General features: G+C 65.7%; 29 protein-coding genes. 4 read left to right on the forward strand and 25 right to left on the reverse strand.

Going from position 1 to position 24,592, the window contains the following annotated elements:
* Positions 1-3: 3 nt before the first annotated feature.
* The 10 genes from pbN1_RS05380 to pbN1_RS05425 all read right to left on the reverse strand — a co-directional run bounded on the left by pbN1_RS05380 (position 4) and on the right by pbN1_RS05425 (position 9,595).
* Positions 4-651: a tetratricopeptide repeat protein gene (locus pbN1_RS05380; protein ID WP_169201130.1), complete on the reverse strand. Its 648-nt coding sequence runs from the start codon at positions 649-651 to the stop codon at positions 4-6.
* Positions 638-1,936: a histidine--tRNA ligase gene (gene hisS / locus pbN1_RS05385; RefSeq protein ID WP_169201129.1), complete on the reverse strand. Its 1,299-nt coding sequence runs from the start codon at positions 1,934-1,936 to the stop codon at positions 638-640. Before hisS ends, pbN1_RS05380 begins: the two co-directional genes overlap by 14 nt.
* Positions 1,937-1,965: 29 nt before the next feature.
* On the reverse strand, positions 1,966-3,210 hold the full coding sequence (gene ispG, locus pbN1_RS05390; protein WP_169201128.1) for a flavodoxin-dependent (E)-4-hydroxy-3-methylbut-2-enyl-diphosphate synthase: 1,245 nt from the start codon (positions 3,208-3,210) through the stop codon (positions 1,966-1,968).
* Between the two features lie 6 nt (positions 3,211-3,216).
* The gene (locus pbN1_RS05395) at positions 3,217-4,155 is read right to left on the reverse strand and encodes a RodZ domain-containing protein (protein WP_169201127.1); all 939 of its coding nucleotides are present in this window, start codon (positions 4,153-4,155) and stop codon (positions 3,217-3,219) included.
* Positions 4,152-4,949, reverse strand: coding sequence for a type IV pilus biogenesis/stability protein PilW (gene pilW, locus pbN1_RS05400; RefSeq protein ID WP_169201188.1), 798 nt, complete (start codon positions 4,947-4,949; stop codon positions 4,152-4,154). Before pilW ends, pbN1_RS05395 begins: the two co-directional genes overlap by 4 nt.
* Positions 4,950-4,951: 2 nt before the next feature.
* On the reverse strand, positions 4,952-6,082 hold the full coding sequence (gene rlmN, locus pbN1_RS05405; RefSeq protein WP_169117619.1) for a dual-specificity RNA methyltransferase RlmN: 1,131 nt from the start codon (positions 6,080-6,082) through the stop codon (positions 4,952-4,954).
* Positions 6,083-6,169: 87 nt separating this feature from the next.
* Positions 6,170-6,595: a nucleoside-diphosphate kinase gene (gene ndk, locus pbN1_RS05410; RefSeq protein WP_169201126.1), complete on the reverse strand. Its 426-nt coding sequence runs from the start codon at positions 6,593-6,595 to the stop codon at positions 6,170-6,172.
* 131 nt (positions 6,596-6,726) lie between these two features.
* A complete protein-coding gene (gene sucD / locus pbN1_RS05415) occupies positions 6,727-7,620 on the reverse strand; it encodes a succinate--CoA ligase subunit alpha (RefSeq protein ID WP_169201125.1) in 894 nt (297 codons plus the stop codon).
* Positions 7,621-7,631: 11 nt separating this feature from the next.
* Complete coding sequence (gene sucC / locus pbN1_RS05420) at positions 7,632-8,792, reverse strand: ADP-forming succinate--CoA ligase subunit beta (RefSeq protein WP_169201124.1); 1,161 nt, start codon at positions 8,790-8,792, stop codon at positions 7,632-7,634.
* Positions 8,793-9,040: 248 nt separating this feature from the next.
* Positions 9,041-9,595 carry a DUF2889 domain-containing protein gene (locus tag pbN1_RS05425; protein WP_169201123.1) on the reverse strand — a complete coding sequence of 185 codons (555 nt, stop codon included), beginning with the start codon at positions 9,593-9,595 and terminating at the stop codon, positions 9,041-9,043.
* 269 nt (positions 9,596-9,864) lie between these two features.
* Between pbN1_RS05425 and pbN1_RS05430 the strand changes: the two genes are divergently transcribed.
* Positions 9,865-11,601, forward strand: coding sequence for a type IV pilus assembly protein FimV (locus tag pbN1_RS05430; RefSeq protein ID WP_169201122.1), 1,737 nt, complete (start codon positions 9,865-9,867; stop codon positions 11,599-11,601).
* Between the two features lie 31 nt (positions 11,602-11,632).
* Here the strand turns inward: pbN1_RS05430 and pbN1_RS05435 are convergent, their stop codons facing one another.
* The gene (locus tag pbN1_RS05435; RefSeq protein ID WP_169201121.1) at positions 11,633-12,379 is read right to left on the reverse strand and encodes a Nif3-like dinuclear metal center hexameric protein; all 747 of its coding nucleotides are present in this window, start codon (positions 12,377-12,379) and stop codon (positions 11,633-11,635) included.
* Between the two features lie 74 nt (positions 12,380-12,453).
* Between pbN1_RS05435 and pbN1_RS05440 the strand changes: the two genes are divergently transcribed.
* Positions 12,454-13,617: a Do family serine endopeptidase gene (locus pbN1_RS05440; protein WP_169201120.1), complete on the forward strand. Its 1,164-nt coding sequence runs from the start codon at positions 12,454-12,456 to the stop codon at positions 13,615-13,617.
* Between the two features lie 31 nt (positions 13,618-13,648).
* Here the strand turns inward: pbN1_RS05440 and tatC are convergent, their stop codons facing one another.
* The 10 genes from tatC to hisB all read right to left on the reverse strand — a co-directional run bounded on the left by tatC (position 13,649) and on the right by hisB (position 19,199).
* The gene (tatC, locus tag pbN1_RS05445; protein ID WP_169201119.1) at positions 13,649-14,440 is read right to left on the reverse strand and encodes a twin-arginine translocase subunit TatC; all 792 of its coding nucleotides are present in this window, start codon (positions 14,438-14,440) and stop codon (positions 13,649-13,651) included.
* Positions 14,437-14,940, reverse strand: a complete 504-nt coding sequence (gene tatB / locus pbN1_RS05450) for a Sec-independent protein translocase protein TatB (protein ID WP_169117628.1) — start codon at positions 14,938-14,940, stop codon at positions 14,437-14,439. The genes tatC and tatB overlap by 4 nt, the downstream gene beginning before the upstream one ends.
* 104 nt (positions 14,941-15,044) lie before the next feature.
* On the reverse strand, positions 15,045-15,275 hold the full coding sequence (tatA, locus tag pbN1_RS05455; RefSeq protein ID WP_169117629.1) for a Sec-independent protein translocase subunit TatA: 231 nt from the start codon (positions 15,273-15,275) through the stop codon (positions 15,045-15,047).
* 11 nt (positions 15,276-15,286) lie between these two features.
* Positions 15,287-15,634, reverse strand: coding sequence for a histidine triad nucleotide-binding protein (locus pbN1_RS05460; RefSeq protein WP_169201118.1), 348 nt, complete (start codon positions 15,632-15,634; stop codon positions 15,287-15,289).
* A gap of 12 nt (positions 15,635-15,646) precedes the next feature.
* The gene (locus pbN1_RS05465) at positions 15,647-15,973 is read right to left on the reverse strand and encodes a phosphoribosyl-ATP diphosphatase (RefSeq protein ID WP_053420000.1); all 327 of its coding nucleotides are present in this window, start codon (positions 15,971-15,973) and stop codon (positions 15,647-15,649) included.
* Positions 15,970-16,371, reverse strand: a complete 402-nt coding sequence (gene hisI, locus pbN1_RS05470; protein ID WP_169201117.1) for a phosphoribosyl-AMP cyclohydrolase — start codon at positions 16,369-16,371, stop codon at positions 15,970-15,972. Before hisI ends, pbN1_RS05465 begins: the two co-directional genes overlap by 4 nt.
* Complete coding sequence (hisF, locus tag pbN1_RS05475; protein WP_169201116.1) at positions 16,368-17,126, reverse strand: imidazole glycerol phosphate synthase subunit HisF; 759 nt, start codon at positions 17,124-17,126, stop codon at positions 16,368-16,370. The genes hisI and hisF overlap by 4 nt, the downstream gene beginning before the upstream one ends.
* Positions 17,126-17,875 (reverse strand): 1-(5-phosphoribosyl)-5-[(5-phosphoribosylamino)methylideneamino]imidazole-4-carboxamide isomerase, encoded by a 750-nt coding sequence (gene hisA / locus pbN1_RS05480; RefSeq protein ID WP_169117633.1) that lies wholly within the window; start codon positions 17,873-17,875, stop codon positions 17,126-17,128. The genes hisF and hisA overlap by 1 nt, the downstream gene beginning before the upstream one ends.
* A gap of 55 nt (positions 17,876-17,930) precedes the next feature.
* Entirely contained in the window at positions 17,931-18,569 is a 639-nt protein-coding gene (gene hisH / locus pbN1_RS05485) for an imidazole glycerol phosphate synthase subunit HisH (protein WP_169117634.1), read from the reverse strand.
* Between the two features lie 42 nt (positions 18,570-18,611).
* A complete protein-coding gene (gene hisB / locus pbN1_RS05490) occupies positions 18,612-19,199 on the reverse strand; it encodes an imidazoleglycerol-phosphate dehydratase HisB (protein WP_169117635.1) in 588 nt (195 codons plus the stop codon).
* Between the two features lie 178 nt (positions 19,200-19,377).
* Here hisB and hisC point away from each other — a divergent pair, with 178 nt between their 5' ends.
* Complete coding sequence (hisC, locus tag pbN1_RS05495; RefSeq protein WP_169201115.1) at positions 19,378-20,448, forward strand: histidinol-phosphate transaminase; 1,071 nt, start codon at positions 19,378-19,380, stop codon at positions 20,446-20,448.
* Positions 20,449-20,555: 107 nt separating this feature from the next.
* On the opposite strand, the gene hisD is transcribed toward hisC, so the two are convergent.
* Both hisD and hisG read right to left on the reverse strand, forming a co-directional pair.
* The gene (hisD, locus tag pbN1_RS05500; protein WP_169201114.1) at positions 20,556-21,872 is read right to left on the reverse strand and encodes a histidinol dehydrogenase; all 1,317 of its coding nucleotides are present in this window, start codon (positions 21,870-21,872) and stop codon (positions 20,556-20,558) included.
* Positions 21,869-22,510 (reverse strand): ATP phosphoribosyltransferase, encoded by a 642-nt coding sequence (gene hisG, locus pbN1_RS05505; protein ID WP_169117638.1) that lies wholly within the window; start codon positions 22,508-22,510, stop codon positions 21,869-21,871. Before hisG ends, hisD begins: the two co-directional genes overlap by 4 nt.
* A 133-nt stretch (positions 22,511-22,643) precedes the next feature.
* Here hisG and rnk point away from each other — a divergent pair, with 133 nt between their 5' ends.
* The gene (gene rnk, locus pbN1_RS05510) at positions 22,644-23,039 is read left to right on the forward strand and encodes a nucleoside diphosphate kinase regulator (protein WP_169201113.1); all 396 of its coding nucleotides are present in this window, start codon (positions 22,644-22,646) and stop codon (positions 23,037-23,039) included.
* 30 nt (positions 23,040-23,069) lie between these two features.
* Here rnk and murA read toward each other — a convergent pair whose 3' ends face one another.
* Positions 23,070-24,320 carry a UDP-N-acetylglucosamine 1-carboxyvinyltransferase gene (gene murA, locus pbN1_RS05515; RefSeq protein WP_169117640.1) on the reverse strand — a complete coding sequence of 417 codons (1,251 nt, stop codon included), beginning with the start codon at positions 24,318-24,320 and terminating at the stop codon, positions 23,070-23,072.
* An 8-nt stretch (positions 24,321-24,328) separates the two neighbouring features.
* Positions 24,329-24,586 carry a BolA family protein gene (locus tag pbN1_RS05520; RefSeq protein ID WP_169117641.1) on the reverse strand — a complete coding sequence of 86 codons (258 nt, stop codon included), beginning with the start codon at positions 24,584-24,586 and terminating at the stop codon, positions 24,329-24,331.
* Positions 24,587-24,592 lie beyond the last annotated feature (6 nt).

Genomic DNA, 24,592 nt, shown 5'->3' on the forward strand with positions numbered 1-24,592 from the left:
CGCTCAGCCCTCCAGTGCCTGAAGCTTCACGCGGACCACTTCACGCAGCGTCTCGCCGCCTTCGGTGCCGCCCTGCGCAATCGCGTCCAGCGCACCCTGGTACGCGCTGCGGGCCTCGGCAGGCTTGCCGCTCGCCGCCAGCACGTCGCCGCGCAGATCGGCGAAACGCCCCTTCAGTGCCGCATCCGGCTCGGCTTGCAGCCGGGCGAGCGCATCGGCATGGGCGCCTTCGTCGAGCAACACGCTCGCGAGCCGCAGGCGCGCGATGTCCCGCAGTGCCGGATCGCTGCCGTGTTCCACCAGCCACTCGAGTTGGGCGCGCGCGTTCTTTCCCTCACCGGCGCTGAACTGCACGCCGGCCGACAGCAGCGCAGCCATTTCGGCATAGGCGGTGCCGGAGAATTTTTCGATGATCTGCCCCGCGGCCTCGCGGGCCTTCTGCGCGTCGCCTCGCTCGGCCGCCTGCTGCACGACAAAATACAGCGCGCCGGCCTCGCTCGCCTGCTTGTTCTGGTACCACCCGAAGCCCTGCCAGCCGACCGACGCGAGCGCCGCCGCTACCGCGAGCGTCGTCACGAACTTGCCGTACTGCGCCCACCAGGCCTTCAGCTCGGAAATCTGCTCCTGTTCTTCCAGGTCATAGACTGCCATCTTCTTCCTCATTTTCCGTGAACAGGCATTCGGCCACCGCATTGGCGAGACCGTTGAGCGCGACACGCTGCTGGCCGCCGGGGCCGCGCAACGGCTTGAGGCCGACTTCGCCCGTCGCCGCCTCGTCGTCACCGATCACGACCGCGACCGGTGCCCCGCTTGCGTCCGCTTTCTTCATCTGCGACTTGAAGCTGCCGCCGCCGCAATGCGTCAACACTGCGAAGCCGTGGCTGCGCAGGGCCTCGGCGGCGCGAAACGCGAGGCGCTGCGCCTGCTCGCCGAGATGGACGACGTACACGTCCGGCTGGGCCGGTTCGGCCTCGCCGCCGCTTTCGCGCCACAGCGCGAGGAGCCGCTCGATGCCCATCGCGAAACCGGCCGCCGGCGCCGGACGGCCGCCGAGCTGTTCGACGAGACCGTCGTAGCGGCCGCCCGCGCACACCGTGCCCTGCGCGCCGAGCCGCGTCGTGACCCACTCGAACACGGTACGGTTGTAATAGTCGAGGCCGCGCACGAGCCGGTGGTTGATGCGGTATGGAACGCCGGCGTCCTTGAGCAGCACCTGTACGCCATTGAAGTGCTTCAGCGAGTCCTCGCCGAGGAAATCGAGCAGCTTGGGCGCGTTATCGACGAGGTCCTGCAGTTCGGGGTTCTTGGTGTCGAGGATGCGCAGCGGATTCGTGTGCAGGCGTCGCTTGCCATCGTCGTCGAGGCGCTCGCGATGCCCCTCGAGGTACGTGACGAGTTCCGCCCGGTGGCGCGCCCTCTCGTCCGACGAGCCCAATGAGTTCAGCTCGAGTCTGACGTCCTCGAGCCCGAGGTCGTCCCACAGGCGCGCGCACATCAGGATGTGTTCAGCGTCGATGTCGGGTCCGTCGAAGCCCAGCGCCTCGACACCGATCTGGTGAAACTGGCGGTAGCGCCCTTTCTGCGGCCGCTCGTGGCGGAACATCGGGCCGTGGTAGTAGAGGCGTTGCGCGCCGGCGGACAGCATCTTGTGCTGGATCGCGGCGCGCACGCAGGATGCCGTGCCTTCGGGGCGCAGCGTCAGCTGTTCGCCGTTGAGCGCGTCCTCGAAGGAGTACATCTCCTTCTCGACGATGTCGGTGACTTCGCCGATCGCGCGCTTGAACAGCGGCGTCGGCTCGACGATCGGCATGCGGATCGGCCGGTAGCCGTAGCTGCGCAGCCAGTCCCGGACGATGTCCTCGAAATGCTCCCAGGCTTCGGCCTCGTCGGGCAGGATGTCGTTCATCCCGCGTACGGCCTGCAAGGCCTGAATCATCGGTTTTTTTTCTGTCATAAGCTGACGGTTCAGCCCGCCTTTTTCACGTATCGGGTGGCCACGTAGTCGTCGACGATGGCCTTGAATTCGGTGCCGATATTGTCGCCACGCAGCGTGACGGTTTTCTCGCCATCGACGAACACCGGTGCCGCGGGAGTTTCGCCGGTGCCGGGCAGCGAGATGCCGATGTTGGCGTGCTTGCTCTCGCCCGGCCCATTCACGACGCAGCCCATCACCGCGACGGTCATGTTCTCGACGCCGTCGTACTGCTCGCGCCACACCGGCATCTGGTCCCGCACATAGGACTGGATGCCCGACGCCAGTTCCTGGAAGAAGGTGCTGGTCGTACGCCCGCACCCCGGGCAGGCGATCACCATCGGCGTGAATGCGCGCAGGCCCATCGTCTGCAGGATCTCCTGCGCGACGACGACTTCCTGCGTGCGGCTGCCGTTCGGTTCCGGCGTCAGCGAGATGCGGATCGTGTCACCGATGCCTTCCTGCAGCAGTACCGCGAGCGCCGCGGTCGAGGCGACGATGCCTTTCGAGCCCATTCCCGCCTCGGTCAGCCCGAGGTGCAGCGGATAGTCGCAGCGCGCCGCCAGATCGCGATACACCGCGATCAGGTCCTGCACGCTCGACACTTTCGCCGACAGGATGATGCGGTCGCCCCCGAGCCCATATTCTTCGGCCTTCGCCGCCGATTCCAGCGCCGACACGACGAGGGCTTCGCGCATCACCGCGTTCGCGTCGCGCGGCTGTGCGAGCCTGGCGTTCTGGTCCATGACGCGGGCCAGCACCGACGGATCGAGGCTTCCCCAGTTCACGCCGATGCGCACCGGCTTATCGTAGCGGCACGCGATGTCGACGATCGCCGCGAACTGCGGGTCGCGTTTCGCGCCCGCGCCGACGTTGCCCGGATTGATCCGCAGCTTCGCCAGCGCCTCGGCGCAGGCCGGATGCTCGGCGAGCAGCTTGTGGCCGTTGTAGTGGAAGTCGCCGACGAGCGGCACGTCCACATTGAGCGCCAGCAGGCGGTCGCGGATATGCGGCACGGCCTTCGCGGCCGCCTCGTTGTTGACGGTGATGCGCACGAGCTCGGAGCCGGCGCGGGCGAGCTCGGCGACCTGCATCGCGGTCCCGAGCACGTCGACGGTGTCGGTGTTCGTCATCGACTGCACGACCACCGGTGCGTCGGAACCGATGCTGACCCGCCCCACCCTGACCTGCCGCGTCTTGTGACGGGCGAGTACTCCCGAAGAAGAATTCGTTGCCATTTCAGCTCACTTCACGGTCAGCTTTGCGACGCCGACGCGAATATGGGGAACAAGGTCCAGCGGCTGTCCGCGAAATTCCGTCGTGACCTTGTGCGCGTTGCCGACGACGAGTCCGAACGGCGGCTTGCCCTGGATCGTACGCGTGCTGCCCGCCGCATTGATGCCGGAAAAAATGATCGCGCCCGTCGCGTCACGCACCTCCACCCACGATTCACCGGCGAAACGGAACACGAGGTGCTCCACGCCCGGCAGTTCAGCAGGAACTGTCGTGGCCGCACTGCCTCCCGGAATGGAGGCGGGGGCGACTCCCGGCGAGGCCGCTGCGGCAGGCGCTTGCGGTGGTACATCGTCCGCCGCCACGCCATCCGCCGCCAGCGCAGCCGGCGAAGACACTTGCGGCGCCACGGCGGACTCGGCCGCCGGGGACGGAGGTTCGAGCGGCACCGGCGGCAGCGGCGTCGCCCCCCCTTCGGACGGCGTCAATTCGACCGTTGTGGTATCGGCGTCCGGCATCTGGAACCAGTCGAAAAACCACCCCGCGACGACCACGGCCAGCAAGCCGCCGGCAACCAGCGCCGCCGGCAGACGGGCGGAACGCGCCGCCCTGCCGCTCGGCATCACGCCCTCGGCATTCGACACCGGGGCGAGTTCGACCGGCATCGCAGCGGCGTTTTTTGCGAGGCCGGCGAGCAGCGCGGCCGGGTCGATCCCGAGGTACCGCGCGTAATTGCGCAGGAAGCCGCGAACAAACGCCGGTCCGGGCAGCAGATCGAAGCGCTCGGCTTCCATCGCCTCGATCTGCCTGGAGGTCAGTTTCAATGCGTACGCGACGTCGCCGAGGGTCTCGCCGCGGGCTTCGCGTGCGCGGCGCAGGATCTCTCCGACAGAAGCTGCAGCAGCCGGTTCGACCGGGGTCGCGCCCTCTTCACGATGAACGTCGTTCACTCGTAATTTCCCTGATTCATTGCCCGATGTTCCACGCTGTCGGCAAAACGGCCGCGCAGTTGCGCCGCGTAGCTCGACTCGGCCTCGCGGTTGCCGAGCCTGTGCTCGGTGCGCACACCGAGCCATACGGACTCCGCCGTCGGCTCGCTTTGCTGGTGCAACTGCACGAGATGGTTCCGCGCAAGCTCGTAGGCGCCACCGCGGTAGGCGATCGCGGCAAGGTGGTAGAGCGCCTGCGCGTTGGATGCGTCGAGCTCTATGGCGCGCTGGAACTCGGCCTCGGCCGCGGCCTCGTTGCCGCGCCGCAGGTGGCACAGGCCCGCGTTCGTGTAAGGCCGCGAGGGCGTGCGGTAATACGGGTTGCGCGCGGCGCGCGCGAGCCGTTCGAGCCCTTCCGCTTCCTGCCCCGACACGCACAGGAACCAGCCGTAGCTGTTGTTGAACTCGGGGTCGTTCGGCGCGCTCTGCAGCGCGCGCAGGAAATTGTCGCGCGCCGCGTTCCGGTCGTCGATGAACATATAGACGAGACCCATCAGGTGATACGCCGGCGAGTACGCAGAATCGCTCGCGAGAGCCGCCCGCGCCTCGTCGAGCGCGACCGCGTAGCGCCCGACCTGAAGATACGCCATGCCGAGATCCACGTGGACCTTGGCGCTCGCCGTCGCGGCATTCGTCACCGGCACTTCAGAGACCGGCCGCTCCGCCAGCGGGCGTCCGGCGCCCGATGGCGCCGCGCACGCAGCCAGCCCGAGCACGACAGCGCAGAGGAGCAGCGGCGCCGCGAACCAGCGCATCATCAGCGCCCCTCCATCGACTTCACCAGCCTGACCGTGCGCCGCGACCGGTCCTGCACTTGTCCCGCGAGCTGCCCGCAGGCCGCGTTCACGTCGTCGCCGCGCGTCTTGCGGGTCGTCGTGACGATGCCCGCGTCGATCAGGATCCCGCCAAAGCGCCGGATGCGTTCAGTCGAGGAACGATCGAAGCCGGAATTCGGGAAAGGGTTGAACGGGATCAGGTTGAACTTGCACGGCACGTCGCGCACCAGTTCGACGAGCGCGCGCGCATGCGCGTCCGAGTCATTGATGCCGTCGAGCATGACGTATTCGAAGGTCACGAAGTCGCGCGGCGCCCGTTCGAGGTAGCGCTGGCACGCCGCCATCAGCTGGCGCAACGGATATTTGCGATTGATCGGCACCAGGCGGTCGCGCAACGCATCATCCGGCGCATGCAGCGACACCGCCAGCGCGACCGGACATTCGTCGCGCAGGCGATCCATCGCCGGAACGATTCCCGACGTCGACACCGTCACGCGGCGGCGCGACAGTCCGTATGCGTGATCGTCGAGCATCAGCCGCAGCGCAGTGACGACATTGTCGAAGTTCGCGAGCGGTTCGCCCATCCCCATCATCACGACGTTGCTGATGACACGGCCGTTGTCGGGCTCGCCGTCTCCGTCCTTCGAACCTGCCGGCGACGCGCTGCCGCCGAGGAGCTTGTTCGCGAGCCACAGCTGGCCGATGATCTCGGCCGCCGAGAGGTTGCGGTTGAAGCCCTGCTTGCCGGTCGAGCAGAACGCGCAGTCGAGGGCGCAGCCGGCTTGCGACGAGATGCACAATGTGCCGCGGTTGGTCTCGGGAATGAACACCGCTTCGACCGCGTTCGCGCTGCCGACATCGAGCAGCCATTTGCGCGTCCCGTCGGCCGACACCGAATCGCGGATCGCGCAGGGCGCCCGGATGCAGGCCTCTTCGGCGAGCTTCGCGCGCAGGCTCTTCGCCACGTCGGTCATGTTGCCGAAATCGGTTTCGCCGAAACGGTGCATCCAGCGCATCACCTGACGCGCACGAAAAGGCTTCTCGCCCCGTTCAGCGAACCAGTTGACGAGACCGTCGACGTCGAAATCGAGCAGGTTGACCGGTGTAAGCATCTGTGTCCTGTACAGCTCCCATAATGCAATCGGCCCGCTATCGATGAAGATGCGCGGGCCGATGCGCGGGCTTTCCCCGTGAGGGGTTCAGCGGGTGTACACGTTCATGCCGGGAAAGAAGAAGGCAATCTCGACGGCGGCCGTTTCCGGCGCATCGGAACCATGGACCGCGTTTGCGTCGATGGATTCCGCAAAATCCGCACGAATCGTGCCGGCATCGGCTTTTTTCGGATCGGTGGCGCCCATCAGGTCGCGGTTCTTCGCAATCGCGCTCTCGCCTTCGAGCACCTGGATCATCACCGGGCCGGAAATCATGAAGGACACCAGATCCTTGAAGAACGGGCGCTCCTTGTGCACGGCGTAAAACTGGCCGGCTTCGCGCTCGGACAGATGCACCATCTTCGACGCGATGATCTTCAGGCCTGCATCTTCGAAGCGCTGGTAGATCTTGCCGATCACGTTCTTCGCGACGGCGTCGGGCTTGATGATGGACAGGGTACGTTCAATTGCCATGAAAAACTCCGGATGGACGATAAGCGAAAAAAAGCGCAGCGGAGGATTCTAGCAGTTTTTCCCTGCCGGCTCCCAGCAACGAAAAGCGCCGGTCCAGCCGGCGCTTTTCTACCGCTCGGGGCGAATCGTGCTTACAGCATCGCCTTCAGCAGCTTGGCCATCTCGGACGGATTGCGGGTCACCGTGAAGCCGCATTCTTCCATGATCGCGAGCTTGGCGTCGGCAGTATCCGCGCCACCCGAGATCAGCGCACCGGCGTGGCCCATACGCTTGCCGGCCGGCGCGGTGACGCCGGCGATGAAGCCGACGATCGGCTTCTTCATGTTGGCCTTGCACCACTGCGCCGCTTCCGCCTCGTCCGGCCCGCCGATCTCGCCGATCATGATCACCGCGTCGGTGTCCGGATCGTCGTTGAACATGCGCATCACGTCGATGTGCTTCAGACCGTTGATCGGGTCCCCGCCGATGCCGACTGCTGACGACTGGCCCAGACCGATCTCGGTCAGCTGTGCGACCGCCTCGTAGGTCAGCGTGCCCGAGCGCGACACGACACCGATGCGGCCCTTGCGGTGGATGTGACCGGGCATAATGCCGATCTTGATCTCGTCCGGCGTGATCAGGCCCGGGCAGTTCGGCCCGAGGAGCAGCGTTTCCTTGCCGCCGGCCGCAACCTTGGCCTTCATCCTGTTGCGCACTTCCAGCATGTCACGAACCGGGATGCCTTCGGTGATGCAGATCGCGAGGTCCAGATCCGCTTCGACCGCTTCCCAGATCGCCGCGGCGGCGCCGGCCGGCGGCACGTAGATCACGGAGACGGTCGCGCCCTGAGCTTCCTTCGCTTCCTTGACAGTGGCGTAGATCGGCACGCCTTCGAAATCCTCGCCGGCCTTCTTCGGGTTGACACCGGCGACGAAGCAGTTCGCACCGTTCGCGTATTCGCGGCACTTCGAGGTGTGGAACATCCCGGTCTTGCCGGTGATGCCCTGGGTGATGACCTTGGTGTCTTTATTGATGAGAATCGACATTCGATGGCTCCTTACTTGACGGCAGCGACGATCTTCTCGGCCGCTTCGGCCATCGTATCGGCGGCGATGATCGGCAGACCGGAATCCTTGAGGATCTGCTTGCCGAGGTCCTCGTTCGTGCCTTTCATGCGCACGACGAGCGGCACCGCCAGATGCACTTCGCGCGCGGCGGCGACGACGCCGGCAGCGATCGTGTCGCAGCGCATGATGCCGCCGAAGATGTTGACGAGGATGCCCTTGACCTTCGGGTTCTTGAGCATGATCTTGAAAGCTTCGGTGACCTTCTCGGTCGTCGCACCGCCGCCGACGTCGAGGAAGTTCGCCGGTTCGGCACCGTACAGCTTGATCGTATCCATCGTCGCCATCGCCAGACCGGCGCCGTTCACCAGGCAGCCGATGTTGCCGTCGAGCGAGATGTACGCAAGGTCGAACTTCGAGGCCTCGATTTCGGCCGGATCTTCTTCATCCAGATCACGGAACGCGACGATGTCGGGATGACGGAACAGCGCGTTCGAGTCGAAGTTGAACTTCGCATCGAGCGCCTTGATGTTGCCGTTGCCCTCGAGGATCAGCGGATTGATTTCCGCCAGCGAGGCATCGGTTTCCATGTAGCAGGTGTAGAGCTTCTTGAACGTGTCGACCGCCTTGTCGATCGACGCGTCGGGCACACCGATGCCCTTCGCGAGTTCGGTCGCCTGCGCGTCGGTCAGGCCGACGAGCGGATTCACGAACACCTTGATGATCTTCTCGGGGGTGTTGTGCGCGACCTCCTCGATATCCATGCCGCCTTCGGACGAGGCCATGATCGCCACCGATTGCGTTGCACGGTCGGTCAGCGCCGCGACGTAGTATTCCTTCTTGATGTCTGCGCCTTCCTCGATCAGCAGGCGGCGGACTTTCTGCCCCTCGGGGCCGGTCTGGTGGGTCACCAGTTGCATGCCGAGAATCTCGCCGGCGTGCTGTTGCACTTCATGGATCGACCGCGCGAGCTTCACGCCGCCGCCCTTGCCACGCCCCCCCGCGTGAATCTGGGCCTTCACGACCCAGACCGATCCGCCCAGCTGCTCGGCGGCCTTGACTGCTTCATCCACGGAAAAGCAGGGGATGCCGCGCGGCGTGACGACGCCGTACTTTCTCAACAGCTCTTTTGCCTGATACTCATGAATCTTCATGGTTGCCCTTCGATCGAAGACGCGACGCACAAGCGGCGCGAACAGGTTGATGGGACGCTTCGGAGCTTCGCTCCGCGACGGGCGCCGTCTCCCTCGTCCGACGCACGCCGCTGCCGACCGGACAATGCAGCCCGGCCCCGTCTCATGACTCGCCCCCGAAACGGGCGCGATCGCCGCAAGATCGCGGGATTATAACCGGAATTGCGCAGTGCGGAATTTCAGCCCGGGCTGCCCGTACCCGACAGGGATCACGGGTCGTTCGCCCGCCCCCGATGCCACTTCGGGTAGTACAGGCGCACGGTCTGCGTCGAGGTTTCCAGGGCGTGGCAACGATCGAGCTGGAACGGCTTCTCGTCCCCGTCCTCGTTGTCGCGGCGAAAAGTGGCCAGCGTCTGGATTGCGGCGGTCGGCAGGCTCAGCAGCAGCTCGGTCATGTGGGAGCAGCCGCGGACGTCGCTGAACATCTCGCTGACGGTCCGGCGAAAACCCCGCATCAGGTTCAGCCCGACCAGTTGCCGGTACGCGGGCGCAATGGTGTCGCAGCCCCCCGGGTACGGCACGCTGTCGGAACAGGCTTGCGCGTCGACGATCGTGAAATCGGCGTCGAGGGTAACCCGGACCCTCATCTCGTGGATCGCGTCGCCGGCCCGACGGACACCGGAAGCGAGCACGTAGTCGATCTCTTTCGTGTCCCGCAGGCACGCTTCGAGCTCGAGCATTCCGTCGTCGCGCCGATATCCCTCGACGCTTATCTGGCGCAGATGGACTTTCTGGCGGGGAGCACGCGGAGGAGGAAGAGGCATCTTTACGTACGGTAGCGTATGGGATGTCGATACTACCGTGAATTCCGAAGTCGTGGCTGGAGCGCCAACGTAGAATACGAACCCTGCCAGGCACCGACAACCCCGTCGCGAGGCGGAGAGCCGCAAACCAGATCGGGCGTTTTCCGAATTACTGCACATCCCCTGATGAATGCCCGCTCCCTGAACATGCAGACTGTTTAAAATGGCGCCACGAATTTGACACAAGATGTAACGCCATCCTGGGCCCCTGCGGCGTCGACGAGCCGACAATGAACAGAACCGCACACCTGGCCGCCTCCTTTTCCGTTGTGCTGAGCGTCACGGCGCTCGCGGCATCGCCGGGCATGGCAGCCGTCGCGCTCGGCGAGCCGGTAGCGTTGTCGGCGATCGGAGCACCGCTGCGGGTGGAGATCGCGATCGCTGGCGGGGAGCCGGCGCGCGCGGGCGAATGCCTGAAGCTGACGGCAGGCACGAGCGAAGACGGCGTGCCATGGGTACGGAACGGACGGATAAGCGTCGTCGGCCACGGTCGCGCGGCGCGGATTGTCGTGTCCGGGACGGCACCGGTCGTCGAACCGATCGTGAAACTCGGGATCGAGGATACGTGCGACGCGCACCTGCGTCGCGAATACACGCTGCTCCTGTCCTTCCCCGACTTTCCACCGGAGGCGCCGGCGGTTCCCGCGGGGATCGGACACGGCGCCGAAACGCGCCCGGCGGCGGCGCCAGAGCCCTCCGCCGTCAGGACGAAACCGCGCACCGTCCCGGGCGCCGGCACGTCGTCCGTGCAGCCTGCACGCTCGGCAAGAAAAACAACGCGAGCGCCCGTATCCGCCTTCGTCTCTGCCGCCGAAAGAGAACCGGTGCTCCGGCAAGAAGGTCATCCGCTTCCCCCCGGCACAGAGGTTCGCCATGGAGACGGCTTGCGCCTCAGCAGCGAACTCCCCAAAACGGAGCCGGCCAAGGCGGCAACGGATACCGGGCAGGATCAGTTGCAGCGCGAACAAAGCGCAATCAGCGCGATCGACCGGACGATCGTCGCCCAGCTCGAACTGAACGAACGCATCCGCCGGCTGGAGCAAATCCAGGCGGCGATGATGGAGCGAGTGCGCGCAACTGCGGACCCCGCTTCCCGAACGAGCGCAATCGCCCCCCCCGCAGTGACGCCGCCCGCGATGATGCCCGCCTCGTCATCGCGCGACTGGATCGTTCCGGCGACTGCGCTCGGCACCCTGTTGCTCGCCCTGGCCGGAGGGGGGCTGTGGCTGCGCAGACAGCGGGCGGAGGCCGCAAGCCGGTCCGGCAGGACACCGCTTGCGAACATCCCATCGCCTCCTGCCCTGCACAGGCGACTCGACGCCCCGTCCGCAACACGTGGCACTCCCGCCGCGCCGGCCCCGGCAGTACCGGGATTCCCGCTGTCTGCAGAAACCTCCGTCCCGGCTCGCCCGCCCGTTTCACTATCCGGGGCCCCGCGCCTGGAGCTCCCGGCGGCGGCGCTCCTCGTCGAGGACGATGCGGAAGAGCATGACTCGGCGATCGAGCTGGCTGAAATCATGATGGCTTTCGGCCGCGTGCAAGGGGCGGCCGAGACGCTCGCCGAGTTCATCCAGTCGAACCCGAAGAAAGCCATCACGCCGTGGCTGAAACTGCTCGAGGTGTATCGTGCCGCGGGATTGCGGCCCGAGTTCGACACGCTCGCGCGGCAGCTGAACAAGACGTTCAACGTCAAGGCGGTAACCTGGGACACATTCGACGAGGCGCGCCGGCCCACGAGCACGATCGAACAGATGTCCCACGTCATGAGCCGGATCCAGAACCTGTGGGGGAGTCGCGACTGCCAGGCCTACCTGGAGAACCTGCTCCGCGACAACCGCGACGGCATGCGGGAAGGCTTCCCGCTCAGCGTGATCGACGAGATCCTCGTCCTGGCAGGCGTTCTCGAAGAGCACCTCGGCCCGTATCAGCCGGACGTCCGGGCAAAGGAGCTATCCCTCTCGTCCTGACCCCGTGACCGCTGCGAACGGCGTCCGGCGATCAGACCGGATTGTCGAGATCGGCAAACCGGGCGTCGAGCCCGAAAACCTCGGACAGGTGCTGCGCGAGCGCGTGCACGCCGTAGCGCTCGGTCGCGTGGTGCCCGGCGGCGATGAACGCGACACCGGATTCGCGGGCAACGTGCACCGTCTGCTCGGAGATTTCCCCGGAGACATAGAGATCCGTCCCCGCGGCGATGGCCTCTTCGAAATAACTCTGGGCACCGCCGGTGCACCATGCCACCCGCCGGACGACGCGCTCGGGATCGCCCACCAGCAACGGCTCCCGGCCGAGCCTCGCAGCGAGCGAACGGGCGATATGGCCGGCGCTGTTCGGCTGCATCGGGGTTCCGATCCAGCCCAGCTCCTGATCGCCGAACCGCCCTTCCCCACGCCAGCCCAGCAGCTTGCCCAGTTGAGCGTTGTTGCCCAATTCCGGGTGGGCATCGAGCGGAAGATGATAGGCGAGAAGACTGATATCGTTGCGCAGCAGCCCGGCGAGGCGGCGCTTGCGGATCCCCGTGATGCGGCCGTCCTCGCCGCGCCAGAAGTAGCCATGGTGCACGAGCAGCGCGTCGGCGCCTTCGGCGACCGCCAGATCGACCAGTGCCTGGCTCGCCGTCACCCCGCACAACACCCGTCTCACCTCCGGGCGTCCTTCCACTTGCAATCCGTTTGGGCAATAATCCCTGAATCGCGCGACATCCAGCAGTTCATCCAGATGGGTTTGCAGCTCGATGAGTTGCATGCGGTCTCCGCTCACTGACTTGTCCGATTCCTCCGCGGGTAGCTGTCCGGCCGCTCGCGCATCAGAGCAACATTATGCGCCGCCTGTGGCTGATCTTCGCGCAGGCCGTGACGATCAGCGTCGCGGTGCTGTTTGTCCTCACCACCCTGAAGCCCGAGTGGCTCAAAGGTGCTGCGCCGTCCTCGGTGGTGGAAATCCTCGAAGCACCCGGCGCTGCCTCCGATTCGGTCGTCGTTGCCCCGGGTTCGTATGCAGAAGCCGCCAAACGTTCGATGCCGGCGGTGGTGCACATCTACACGACAAAGGACGTCGAGCGCCCGCGTCATCCGCTTCTCGACGATCCGATCTTTCGTCATTTCTTCGGCGAGCGCCAGGACAACGCGCCGCCACAGCGCGCCTCGGGGCTGGGCTCGGGCGTCGTCGCGAGCCCCGACGGATTCATCCTCACGAACAATCACGTGATCGAGGCCGCGGACGAGATCGAGGTCGCGCTCAACGACGGGCGGAAATTCCCGGCCAAGCTCGTCGGCCGCGACCCGGAGACCGATCTCGCGGTGCTGAAGCTCGAAGACAACGGAAAGCTTCCGGCGATCACCTTTGCAGCCACCGACGCCGTCGAGGTCGGCGACGTCGTGCTCGCGATCGGCAATCCGTTCGGGGTCGGCCAGACGGTGACGATGGGGATCGTTTCGGCGCTCGGCCGCAGCCAGCTCGGGATCAATACGTTCGAGAACTACATCCAGACCGATGCGGCGATCAATCCGGGAAACTCCGGCGGCGCGCTCGTCGACAGCCACGGGAATCTGGTCGGGATCAATACCGCGATCTACTCGCGCTCGGGGGGCTCGCTCGGTATCGGTTTCGCGATACCGGTCTCGATTGCGCGCAACGTCCTCGAGCAGATCGTTTCCACCGGCGAAGTGACGCGCGGCTGGATCGGCGTCGAGATACAGGAAATGACTGCCGAACTGGCCGAATCCTTCGGCCTGCCGAAGGCCGATGGCGCCCTGATCGCCGGGGTGCTGCGCGGCAGCCCCGCCGAACGCGCGGGAATCCGGCCGGGCGACGTGCTGCTCAGCGTCGATGGGACGTCAGTGCACGACCCCAGGGGAATGCTGGAGACCGTCGCGGCCCTGCCCCCGGGACACGAAGCCCGGTTCCGCATCCGTCGCCCGGCCGGCGAAGTCGATCTGAAAGTGCAGGTCGGACGCCGGCCGACACCACCGGCCGAGCGCTGATCCCGCTTGCGCGTCCGGCGGCAGCCCTTGCTTATTTCCTGTCCGGCTCCGGGGCTTCGATGCGATCGAGGCCCGGCTCGACTCGCGCAGGCTCTCCCGTTCCCGCATCGCGCTTGGCGACGAACTTCGCCAGCAGGATCCCGACTTCGTAGAGCAGGCACATCGGCACCGCGAGCATGAACTGCGACACGACATCGGGAGGCGTGATGATCGCCGCGATGACAAACGCGCCGACAATGACGTAGGGTCGGACTTCGCGGAGCTTGGCAATGCTGACCACCCCTGCCTTGACGAGCAGGATCACCGCCACGGGAACTTCGAACGTCAGGCCGAAGGCGATGAACAGGGTCATCACGAACGACAGGTACTGCTCGATATCCGGCGCGGGGACGATGCTCTTCGGCGCGAATTCGGCAATGAACTTGAAGACGGTACCGAACACGAAGAAATAGCAGAAGGCCATGCCGAGCAGAAACAGCAGCGTGCTGCCGAGCACCAGCGGCAGGCCGAGGCGGCGCTCGTGGGCATACAGTCCCGGGGCGATGAACGCCCAGGCCTGATAGAGCACGAAAGGCAGCGCCAGAACGAAAGACACCATCATCGTGACCTTGACCGGCACGAAAAACGGCGTGACCACGCCGGTCGCGATCATGTGCGTGCCTTCCGGCAGCGTATTCATCATCGGCCGGGCAAGCAGGTCGTAGATCTCGCCGGCCCAGGGCATCAGGCAGACAAACACCACGATGACCGCAACCATCGCCCGCAACAGCCGGTCGCGCAGCTCGACGAGATGCGAAATGAAGGTTTCCTGAAGCTCGCTCATGCTTTCTCCGCCCGCTGCCCGGGGACGGCAGCCGGCTCCAGGTCCCTGCCCGCCGAAGCGGAATCACCTTGCGGCGCAAGAGAGACGGGAGCAAGGGTCACCGGCGCTTCCACCGTGTGCGCGACCGGCCGGGTGCCGGAAGCAGCTGCCGGTTCGCCCGCCTCGGACCGATCGGCGACCGGCGCGGGAGCGGCGTCGAGCGTCACCCCGGCTTTCACCTCCGCGACGGTCTCATTCACGTCCGCCTCGATTTTCGCCGCCTCGCCACGCACCGATGATTCCAGTTCGCGTGCCTGTTGTTCGACCTGCTGCTGCAGCGCCTTGAGCTCTTCGAGCTGCATTTCACGCTGAATGTCCGACTTCACGTCCGAGACGTAACGCTGCAGCCGGCCCAGCAGGTGGCCCGCGGTGCGCGCCACCTTCGGCAGGCGCTCCGGGCCGACGACGATCAGCGCCACCACTGCGATGACGACAAGTTCCGAAAAACCGAAATCAAACATGATCTAGCTGGTTGTCCCGCCCGGATGCTTCGCTCGCGGATCGCGCCAAAACGAAGGGGCGCACTGCAGCGGCGCCCCTTTGAGCGGGTAAGTCCCGTGGGAGGTCAGTGGCTGACCTTGTTGTGGCTCTTGTCCGTCGCCTGCGCGTCGAGCGTGTCACCGCCGATCTTCTGCTGCACGTCGTCACCGGACTTTTCGGAATCCCGCATGCCGTCCTTGAAACCCTTGACCGCGCCACCCAGATCCTGGCCCACATTGCGCAGCTTCTTCGTACCGAAGACCAGCACGACGATCACCAGAACGATCAGCCAGTGCCAGATACTGAATGAACCCATTACTTCTCTCCTTAACGCCTCAACATTGCCGGAAGCACCTCCGGGCCGCCCACGATGTGGACGTGCAGATGATACACCTCCTGTCGTCCCACCCGACCCGTGTTGATGATCATTCGAAAGCCGTCGGCGCAACCTAGTTCCCCGGCGATCCGGGCAGATTCGGTCATCAACCGGCCCATCACCGCTGCGTGCTCCGGCCGCAACTCGGCCATCGACGGAATGTGCAGCTTCGGGATCACCAGGAAGTGAACCGGCGCGACAGGATGGATGTCGTGAAATACGAGGATGTCCTCGTCCTCGTGGATCTTCTTCGCCGGGATCTCGCCGGCCACGATCCTGCAGAAAATACAGTCGCTCATGGTTTGTTTGCCTCACGAAGCCGTGCGGGATTTCTTCTCGTCGATGCCAGAGACCCCTTCGCGACGCCGGAACTCCGCGAGCACGTCATCGACCGACAGGCCAAAATGAGTCAGCAGCACCAGCGAGTGGAACCACAGGTCGGTGACTTCCCAGACCACGTGGAGCATGTCCTTGTCCTTGGCTGCCATGATCGTCTCGGCCGCCTCTTCGGCGACCTTCTTGCAGATCGCGTCGGTACCCTTGGCATACAGGCTTGAAACGTAAGACGAATCCGGATCGGCTTTCTTGCGCTCGGCAAGGGTCGCGGCGACTCGGTGCAGCACTTCGATATCGATCATTTGTAGATATCCTTCGGATCTTTGACGACCGGATCGACAGCTTCCCATGAACCGTCGGCCAGGTAGCGCTGGAAAAAACAACTGTGGCGGCCGGTATGGCAGGCGATGCCGCCGACCTGCTCGATCTTCAGGAGGACGACGTCGCTATCGCAGTCGACGCGGATCTCCAGCACTTTCTGAACATGGCCGGACTCCTCGCCCTTGTGCCACAGGCGGCGGCGCGAACGCGACCAGTAGATCGCCTCGCCGGTTTCGGCGGTGCGCTGCAGCGCCTCGCGGTTCATCCATGCGAACATCAGCACATCCCCGGTCGCCGCTTCCTGCGCAATCACCGGCACGAGCCCCTGGTCGTCCCACTGCACCTCGTTGAGCCAGCGTACGGAATTCGGTTTGCTCACAATCTCACCTCGATGCCCCGGCTGCGCATCAGCTCCTTCGCTTCGCGCACCGTATGCTGCCCGAAGTGAAAGATGCTGGCGGCGAGCACCGCATCCGCACGCCCCTCGGAGACGCCCTCGGCGAGATGTTCGAGCGTCCCGACACCGCCGCTGGCGATCACGGGAATCGGCACTGCGTCGGCGACCGCGCGCGTCAGTGCGAGGTCGAAACCGATTTTCGTGCCGTCCCGATCCATGCTGGTGAGCAGGATTTCACCGGCGCCGAGCGCGGCGACCTGCTGCGCCCATTCGACTGCGTCGAGCCCGGTGTTGTTGCGCCCGCCGTGCGTGAACACCTGCCACTTGCCGGGCGCCGTCTGTTTCGCATCGATCGCGACGACGATGCACTGGCTGCCGACCTTGCCGGCGGCCTCGGCGACGACCTGCGGGTTATTCACCGCAGCAGTGTTGATGCTGACCTTGTCGGCGCCGGCGTTCAGCAGCCGGCGCACATCCTCGACGGTGCGCACGCCGCCACCCACCGTCAGCGGGATGAAAACCTGCTCGGCAACCCGTTCGACGACATGCAGGATGATGTCGCGAGCATCCGAGCTGGCAGTGATATCGAGAAAGGTGATCTCGTCGGCACCCTGCTCATCGTAGCGGCGCGCGATTTCGACCGGATCGCCGGCATCGCGCAACTCGACGAAATTCACCCCCTTGACGACGCGCCCCGCACTGACATCGAGACAGGGGATGATGCGTTTGGCAAGCATCAGGCTTCGCCGCCGTTGAGTTCGTCGGCACGCGCCTGTGCGGCGGCAAAATCCAGCGTCCCTTCATAGATGGCACGCCCCGTGATCGCGCCCATCACGCCTTCGGCTTCGACCGCGCACAGCGCGTCGATGTCCGCGATACTGGCAATGCCGCCGCTCGCGATGACCGGAATGCGCAGCGCCTGGGCAAGGCGGACGGTGGCTTCGACATTGACGCCCGAAAGCATGCCGTCGCGGCCGATGTCCGTGTAAATGACCGCTTCGACCCCGTAGTCCTCGTATTTCTTCGCCAGGTCGACGACGTCGTGGCCGGTCATCTTCGACCAGCCGTCGACGGCGACCTTGCCGTCCTTGGCATCCAGGCCGACGATGATGTGACCCGGAAACGCACCGCAGGCGTCATGCAGGAAGCCCGGATTCTTCACCGCGGCAGTGCCGATGATGATGTACGAAATGCCGTTGTCGAGATAATGCTCGATCGTGTCGAGGTCGCGGATGCCTCCGCCGAGTTGCACCGGAATGTCGTCGCCGACCTCATCGACGATCGAACGGATCGCGGCGCCGTTCTTCGGCTTGCCGGCGAACGCACCGTTCAGATCGACCAGGTGCAGGCGTCTCGCCCCCTGCTCGATCCAGTGCCGAGCCATCGCGGCAGGATCCTCGGAAAATACGGTGGCATCGTCCATTTCGCCCTGCTTCAGGCGTACACAATGGCCGTCCTTGAGATCGATAGCGGGAATCAGCAGCATACGGGGGATGGGGTCAATATCAGAAGTGGATGGGAAACGGCAAGGGCCAGACGAGTCAGGGCGCCCAGGAAATGAAATTCGCAAGCATTTTCAGGCCCGCCTGGGCGCTCTTTTCCGGGTGGAACTGAACCGCAAAGATGTTAGCCCGGGCGACTGCACTGGTAAACCTTATCCCGTAGTCGCTTTCGGCGGCGACCAGCGCCGCGTCGGCTGGCGCGACGAAATAGCTATGGACGAAATAGAAACGTTCGTTGTCCGGAATCCCCTCCCACATCGGATGAGGCTTGCGCTGGCGCACTTCGTTCCAGCCCATGTGCGGCACTTTCAGCCGGCTGCCGTCGGCGGCGACCATCTTCGCGTCGGGGAAGCGAACCACGCACCCCGGCAGGATTCCCAGTCCGGGCACGTTGCCTTCCTCGCTGTGCTCGAACAGCATCTGCTGGCCGATGCAGATGCCAAGGAAAGGCTTCGACGCGGCGGCGGCCTTGACCACGTCGCGCAGTCCGCGCAGGTCGAGTTCGCGCATGCAGTCGGGCATCGCGCCCTGCCCGGGGAACACCACTCGTGCGGCGGCGGCCACGACGGCCGGATCGGAGGTCACGACCACCCGCTTGTCGGGCGCTATATGTTCGATCGCCTTGGCAACCGAGCGCAGATTGCCCATGCCATAGTCGATGATGGCTACGTCGCTCATCGCGGAATCGCTCGTATCGTAATCAGATGAATCGGGAAGGAATCAGAGTGCGCCCTTGGTCGAGGGGATCGCTCCCGCCGCACGCTCGTCGCGTTCGGCCGCCATCCGCAACGCACGCCCAAAGGCCTTGAAAATCGTTTCGCACTGGTGGTGGGCATTGTCGCCGCGCAGGTTGTCGATATGCAGCGTCACGCCGGCGTGATTGACGAAACCCTGGAAAAATTCGCGCGCGAGATCGACATCGAAGCTGCCGATCCGCGCCCGCGTGTAGCTGACAAAATAGTGCAACCCGGGGCGTCCGGAAAAATCGACGACAACGCGCGACAGCGCTTCGTCGAGCGGCACGTAGGCGTGACCATAGCGGCGGATACCCCGCTTGTCGCCGAGCGCCTTGGCGAAAGCCTGCCCGAGCGTGATGCCGACATCCTCGACGGTATGATGGTCGTCGATGTGTGTATCGCCTTCGGCCCGGATATCGAGATCGAACGCGCCGTGGCGGGCGATCTGGTCGAGCATGTGATCGAGGAACGGCACTCCGGTGGCGAGAGCGGCCTTGCCGCTGCCATCGAGGTCGACGCGCGCGATGATCCGGGTTTCGAGGGTGTCGCGAGTAACTTCGGCTTGCCGCATGGGAGTGTGAACGATAATGAAAGGATCGGATGCCGGCAGGCATCGTTCTCGCGTCATGATACCATCGCCCGCGAGTCGCGCTGCAATGCTGCCGTTCCGGTACCTGCGCGGGCGCGCGGCATGCGGGGCGCACCAGCGATCCCCGTCCCTTTCCGGTCCGACACACCCTGATCCGCTGATGAGCCAATACTGGAGCGCCGTCGTCCACGGCCTGACCCCTTATGTCCCGGGCGAGCAACCCAAGCTCGCCAACCTGGTCAAGCTCAACACCAACGAGCATCCGTACGGGCCGTCGCCCCGCGCGATCGCGGCGATCCGCGCCGAAGCGTCGGACGCATTGCGGCTCTACCCCGATCCGCGCGCCGACCGGCTGAAGGCGGCGATCGCGGCGCGCTTCGGCGTCGAGCCGCGCGAGGTGTTCGCCGGCAACGGCTCGGACGAAGTGCTCGCGCACGCGTTCATGGCGCTGCTCAAGCACGAGCGTCCGCTCCGCTTTCCGGACATCTCGTACAGCTTCTACCCGGTCTACTGCGGCCTGTACGGCATCGCGTTCGAGACCGTGCCGCTCGACGACAACTTCGCGATCCGCCCGGCCGACTACCTGCCGCACGGCCCGGCCGCCGCCGGCGGCATCATTTTCCCGAACCCGAATGCACCGACCGGCCGGCTGATGCCGCTGGCCGACATCGAACGCATCGTCGCGGGCAATCCGCAGTGCGTCGTCATCATCGACGAAGCATATGTCGACTTCGGCGGCGAATCGGCGATTCCGCTGGTGCGGCACTATCCGAACCTGCTCGTCGTCCAGACGCTGTCGAAATCGCGTTCGCTCGCCGGCCTGCGCGTCGGCTTCGCGGTGGGCCATCCGGACCTGATCGAAGCGCTCGACCGCGTCAAGGACAGCTTCAATTCCTATCCGCTCGACCGGCTCGCGATCGCCGGCGGCGTCGCCGCGATCGAAGACGAAGAGCACTTCCAGCGCACTCGCACGGCGGTGATCGCCACCCGCGACCACCTTTCAGCGGATCTCACGTCGCTCGGCTTCGACGTGCTGCCATCGGCCGCGAACTTCGTGTTCGCCCGACATCCGCGGCGCGATGCCGGGGAACTCGCCGCGGAGCTGCGCCGACGCGCGATCATCGTGCGGCACTTCCGCCAGCCGCGGATCGAGCAGTTCCTGCGGATTACGGTCGGCACCGACGAGCAATGCACCGCGCTCGTCGAGGCGCTGCGCGACATCCTGCAGTAGTTCAACGAGGCGGGGCAAGCGGCCCTGCCGCAGCGCGTTGCCGCTCGCCCCGGAAGCCGGCTTCGAGAGTCGCCGGCCCGGCCGACGGCTTTTGGCCCGCGGTGCGGCTACCGATCGCGCAGCCGCATCTCGGCCGAGCGCGCATGCGCCTGCAGGCCCTCGCCGCGAGCGAGGATCGACGCCACCCGGCCGAGGGTCTGCGCACCGGCTTCCGAAATCTGCACGATGCTGGTGCGCTTCTGGAAATCGTACACGCCGAGCGGCGACGAAAAGCGCGCGCTGCGCATCGTCGGCAGAACGTGGTTCGGTCCGGCGCAGTAATCGCCGAGCGCCTCGACCGACCAGTGCCCGACGAAGATCGCACCGGCATGGCGGATGCAGCCGATCCATGGCTCGGCATCGTCCACCGACAGTTCGAGGTGTTCCGGCGCGATGCGGTTCGCGATCGCGCAGGCTTGTTCGAGGCTGTCGACGTGAATCAGCGCACCGCGGTTCGCGAGCGACGCGGCGATCGTCTCGCGGCGCGGCATCGTCGGCAGCAGGCGATCGATCGATGCGGCAACCGCGTCGATGAAATCCGCGTCCGTGCACAGCAGGATCGACTGCGCGAGTTCGTCGTGCTCAGCCTGCGCGAACAGGTCCATCGCGACCCAGTCGGCGTGGCCGCTGCCGTCCGAGATGATCAGCACTTCAGACGGACCGGCGACCATGTCGATGCCGACGGTGCCGAACACGCGGCGCTTCGCCTCGGCGACATAGGCATTGCCGGGGCCGACGATCTTGTCGACCTGCGGCAGGGTCTGCGTACCGTACGCGAGTGCGGCCACCGCCTGCGCGCCGCCGACCGTGAATACGCGGTCGACGCCGGTAATCGCGGCCGCGGCGAGCACCAGCGGGTTCTTCTCGCCGTTCGGCGTCGGCACGACCATGATCAGCTCGCCGACACCGGCGACCTTGGCCGGAATTGCGTTCATCAACACGGAACTCGGGTACGACGCGCGCCCGCCCGGCACGTACAGGCCGACGCGGTCGAGCGGCGTGACTTTCTGGCCGAGTCGGGTGCCGTCGGCTTCGACGTAATCCCAGGATTCGGCGCGCTGGCGTTCGTGATAGACGCGCACGCGGTCGGCCGCGAGGCGCAGCGCCTCGCGCTGCTCGATGGTGAGACTGTCGAGCGCCGCCTTCAGCTCCGACTTCGGCAGTTCCAGCTGCGCCATCGACTTCACGTCGAGATGATCGAAACGCCGCGTGTATTCGAGCACCGCCGTATCGCCGGTAGTGCGCACTGCGCACAGGATCTCGCTGACCGCAGCGTCGATGCGCGCGTCCGCGCTGCCTTCGAATGCGAGCAGCGCGTCGAGCGTCGTCAGGAATTCGGGTTCGCGCGCGTCGAGGCGGCGGATCGCCGCAGCCGGGGCAGTCATTTCACGGCTCCTGCAAAGGCCTCCAGCAGCGGCTGGATGAGTTCGCGCTTGAGCTTGAGCGAAGCCTGGTTGACGATCAGGCGCGAGCTGATCGGCATGATTTCCTCGACCTCTTCGAGATTGTTCGCGCGCAAGGTACCGCCGCTCGACACGAGGTCGACGATCGCATCGGCGAGGCCAACGAGCGGCGCGAGCTCCATCGAACCGTACAGCTTGATCAGGTCGACGTGCACGCCTTTCGCGGCGAAATGCGCCTTCGCGCTGTTGATGTATTTCGTCGCGACGCGGATCCGGCCGCCGGGTCGGGAAGCCGCAGCGTAATCGAAGCCTTTGCGCGTCGCGACGCACAACCGGCATTTGGCGATATCGAGGTCAAGCGGCTGGTACAGCCCGGCGCCACCGTGCTCAAGAAGGACGTCCTTGCCGGCGATGCCGAGGTCGGCGGCGCCATACTGCACATAGGTCGGCGTGTCGGTCGCGCGTACGATGACGAGGCGCACGTCCGGGCGGTTGGTGTCGATGATCAGCTTGCGCGAGGTTTCCGGATTGTCGGCAGGTACGATGCCGGCCGCCGCGAGCAGCGGTAGCGTTTCCTCGAAGATGCGGCCCTTCGACAGGGCGAGGGTGATGCTGGACACAGACGGCGCCTCGGAAGAAATCGGGCCGACATTGTAACCCGGCACGCCTTCTGTTAGCCTGCAGCGGTTGGCTGAACCGCGCGGCGGTTCGGCCATTTTTACTTTTTCCACCAACGATTTGAGGTGAGATGAGATGAAACCCGAGATCGTGATCTCTTCAAGCGACCTGGAGCGCCTGGAGGGGCTGCTGTTCTCGCCCGCCGCTCGCAACCGTGGCGACCTGAATGGCCTGCGCGATGAACTGGAGCGCGCCGTGGTGCGCGAACCGGAGGAGATGCCGGTCGACGTGATCACGATGAACAGCCGGGCGCGCTTTCGCGAACAACCCAGCGACCGGGAATACGAGCTGACTCTCGTCTATCCGGGCGATGCCGGGCAGGGTCCCGGCAAGGTGTCCGTATTCTCGCCGGCTGGCAGCGCGCTGCTCGGCCTGTCGGTCGGCCAGGCGATCGACTGGAAGACCGACGACGGGCGTTCGATCCACCTCGAAGTGCTCGAAGTCCGACAGCCGGAAGCCGCCGGACACTGAGCTGCCGGGCCGCACCGCCGCGCCTGCCGCTCAGGCGACGCGGCGCACGCGCGCGCCGAGCGCGGCGAGCTTCTCTTCGAGCCGCTCATAGCCGCGGTCGAGGTGGTAGATGCGCTCGATGACCGTTTCGCCCTCGGCGACGAGGCCGGCGATGACGAGGCTCGCCGAGGCGCGCAGGTCGGTCGCCATCACCGTCGCCCCCTGCAGCCGCTCGACCCCCTGCACGACAGCGGTATTGCCGTCGATGCGGATGTCGGCGCCGAGGCGCTGCAACTCGACGGCATGCATGAAGCGGTTCTCGAAGATCGTCTCGCGGATCATCGCCGCCCCGCTGGCGACCGCGTTGATCGCCATGAACTGCGCCTGCATGTCGGTCGGGAACGCCGGGTACGGCGAGGTGCGAATATTCACCGCGGTCAGGCGCGCCGGCGCCTTCAGGCGGATCGCGTCGCGCTCGGCGACGACATCGCAGCCGGCGTCCATCAGCTTGTCGACGACGGCGTCGAGATACGCGGTCGACGTACGGGTCAGGCGGATCTCGCCGCCGGTCGCGGCCGCCGCGCACAGGTAGGTGCCGGTTTCGATGCGATCCGGCATGATGCGGTGCGTCGCGCCGTTGAGGCGCTCGACGCCGCGGATGCGGATCACGTCGGTGCCGGCACCGGAGATGCGCGCTCCCATCGCGACGAGGCAGTTCGCCAGATCGACGACTTCGGGCTCGCGCGCGGCGTTCTCGATCACCGTTTCGCCGTCGGCGAGACAGGCTGCCATCATCAGGTTTTCGGTGCCGGTGACCGTCACCATGTCGGTGAAGAGGCGCGCGCCGCGCAGGCGCGGCACGACCGCGTGCACGTAGCCGTGCTCGACCGTCACCTGCGCACCCATCGCCTGAAGGCCCTTGATGTGCTGGTCCACCGGGCGCGCGCCGATCGCGCAGCCGCCCGGCAGGCTCACGCGCGCCTCGCCGCAGCGCGCGACGAGCGGCCCGAGCACGAGGATCGACGCGCGCATCGTCTTGACCATCTCGTACGGCGCGACCGGATTGTCGATCGCGGACGCGTCGAGCGTGACGGTCGCATTGTCGCGGCTGACCTTGACGCCCATCTGCCCGAGCAGCTTCAGCAGGGTGTCGATGTCGTTCAGCTGCGGCACGTTCGTGAACGTCATCGGCTCACGGGTCAGCAGCGCGGCGCACAGGATCGGCAAGGCCGCGTTCTTCGCGCCGGAAATCGCAGTCTCTCCGGCCAGGCGCACGCCGCCTTCGATCAGTAGCTTGTCCATCGCGTCGCTCAGAACCCGAGTCCGCCGCGCACTTCGGCCCACTTGGCGGGCGTGAAGGTCTGCAGCTGCAGCGCGTGGATCTCGTTGCCCATCAGCTTGCCGAGGGTCGCATACACGGCCTGGTGCTGGCGCACCTTCAGCTTGCCCTCGAATTCGGCGCTGACGACGATGCCGGTGAAGTGGACGCCATCGTCGCCCTGGACTTCGACGAATTCGCAGGGCATGCCCTGCTCGATCAGTCTCTTGATTTCGCTTGCTTCGAACATTTTGAT

It is taken from the genome of Aromatoleum bremense, from assembly GCF_017894365.1.
GTDB classification, from domain to species: Bacteria; Pseudomonadota; Gammaproteobacteria; order Burkholderiales; family Rhodocyclaceae; genus Aromatoleum; species Aromatoleum bremense.

Excerpts from the sequence above, each read along its gene's own strand:
- pbN1_RS05380 (WP_169201130.1), bottom strand. The coding sequence starts at position 651 with ATGGCAGTCTATGACCTGGAAGAACAGGAGCAGATTTCCGAGCTGAAG.
- hisS (WP_169201129.1), bottom strand. The coding sequence starts at position 1,936 with ATGATTCAGGCCTTGCAGGCCGTACGCGGGATGAACGACATCCTGCCC.
- ispG (WP_169201128.1), bottom strand. The coding sequence starts at position 3,210 with ATGGCAACGAATTCTTCTTCGGGAGTACTCGCCCGTCACAAGACGCGG.
- pilW (WP_169201188.1), bottom strand. The coding sequence starts at position 4,949 with ATGCGCTGGTTCGCGGCGCCGCTGCTCCTCTGCGCTGTCGTGCTCGGG.
- rlmN (WP_169117619.1), bottom strand. The coding sequence starts at position 6,082 with ATGCTTACACCGGTCAACCTGCTCGATTTCGACGTCGACGGTCTCGTC.
- ndk (WP_169201126.1), bottom strand. The coding sequence starts at position 6,595 with ATGGCAATTGAACGTACCCTGTCCATCATCAAGCCCGACGCCGTCGCG.
- sucD (WP_169201125.1), bottom strand. The coding sequence starts at position 7,620 with ATGTCGATTCTCATCAATAAAGACACCAAGGTCATCACCCAGGGCATC.
- sucC (WP_169201124.1), bottom strand. The coding sequence starts at position 8,792 with ATGAAGATTCATGAGTATCAGGCAAAAGAGCTGTTGAGAAAGTACGGC.
- pbN1_RS05425 (WP_169201123.1), bottom strand. The coding sequence starts at position 9,595 with ATGCCTCTTCCTCCTCCGCGTGCTCCCCGCCAGAAAGTCCATCTGCGC.
- pbN1_RS05430 (WP_169201122.1), top strand. The coding sequence starts at position 9,865 with ATGAACAGAACCGCACACCTGGCCGCCTCCTTTTCCGTTGTGCTGAGC.
- pbN1_RS05435 (WP_169201121.1), bottom strand. The coding sequence starts at position 12,379 with ATGCAACTCATCGAGCTGCAAACCCATCTGGATGAACTGCTGGATGTC.
- pbN1_RS05440 (WP_169201120.1), top strand. The coding sequence starts at position 12,454 with ATGCGCCGCCTGTGGCTGATCTTCGCGCAGGCCGTGACGATCAGCGTC.
- tatC (WP_169201119.1), bottom strand. The coding sequence starts at position 14,440 with ATGAGCGAGCTTCAGGAAACCTTCATTTCGCATCTCGTCGAGCTGCGC.
- tatB (WP_169117628.1), bottom strand. The coding sequence starts at position 14,940 with ATGTTTGATTTCGGTTTTTCGGAACTTGTCGTCATCGCAGTGGTGGCG.
- tatA (WP_169117629.1), bottom strand. The coding sequence starts at position 15,275 with ATGGGTTCATTCAGTATCTGGCACTGGCTGATCGTTCTGGTGATCGTC.
- pbN1_RS05460 (WP_169201118.1), bottom strand. The coding sequence starts at position 15,634 with ATGAGCGACTGTATTTTCTGCAGGATCGTGGCCGGCGAGATCCCGGCG.
- pbN1_RS05465 (WP_053420000.1), bottom strand. The coding sequence starts at position 15,973 with ATGATCGATATCGAAGTGCTGCACCGAGTCGCCGCGACCCTTGCCGAG.
- hisF (WP_169201116.1), bottom strand. The coding sequence starts at position 17,126 with ATGCTTGCCAAACGCATCATCCCCTGTCTCGATGTCAGTGCGGGGCGC.
- hisA (WP_169117633.1), bottom strand. The coding sequence starts at position 17,875 with ATGCTGCTGATTCCCGCTATCGATCTCAAGGACGGCCATTGTGTACGC.
- hisH (WP_169117634.1), bottom strand. The coding sequence starts at position 18,569 with ATGAGCGACGTAGCCATCATCGACTATGGCATGGGCAATCTGCGCTCG.
- hisB (WP_169117635.1), bottom strand. The coding sequence starts at position 19,199 with ATGCGGCAAGCCGAAGTTACTCGCGACACCCTCGAAACCCGGATCATC.
- hisC (WP_169201115.1), top strand. The coding sequence starts at position 19,378 with ATGAGCCAATACTGGAGCGCCGTCGTCCACGGCCTGACCCCTTATGTC.
- hisD (WP_169201114.1), bottom strand. The coding sequence starts at position 21,872 with ATGACTGCCCCGGCTGCGGCGATCCGCCGCCTCGACGCGCGCGAACCC.
- rnk (WP_169201113.1), top strand. The coding sequence starts at position 22,644 with ATGAAACCCGAGATCGTGATCTCTTCAAGCGACCTGGAGCGCCTGGAG.
- murA (WP_169117640.1), bottom strand. The coding sequence starts at position 24,320 with ATGGACAAGCTACTGATCGAAGGCGGCGTGCGCCTGGCCGGAGAGACT.
- pbN1_RS05520 (WP_169117641.1), bottom strand. The coding sequence starts at position 24,586 with ATGTTCGAAGCAAGCGAAATCAAGAGACTGATCGAGCAGGGCATGCCC.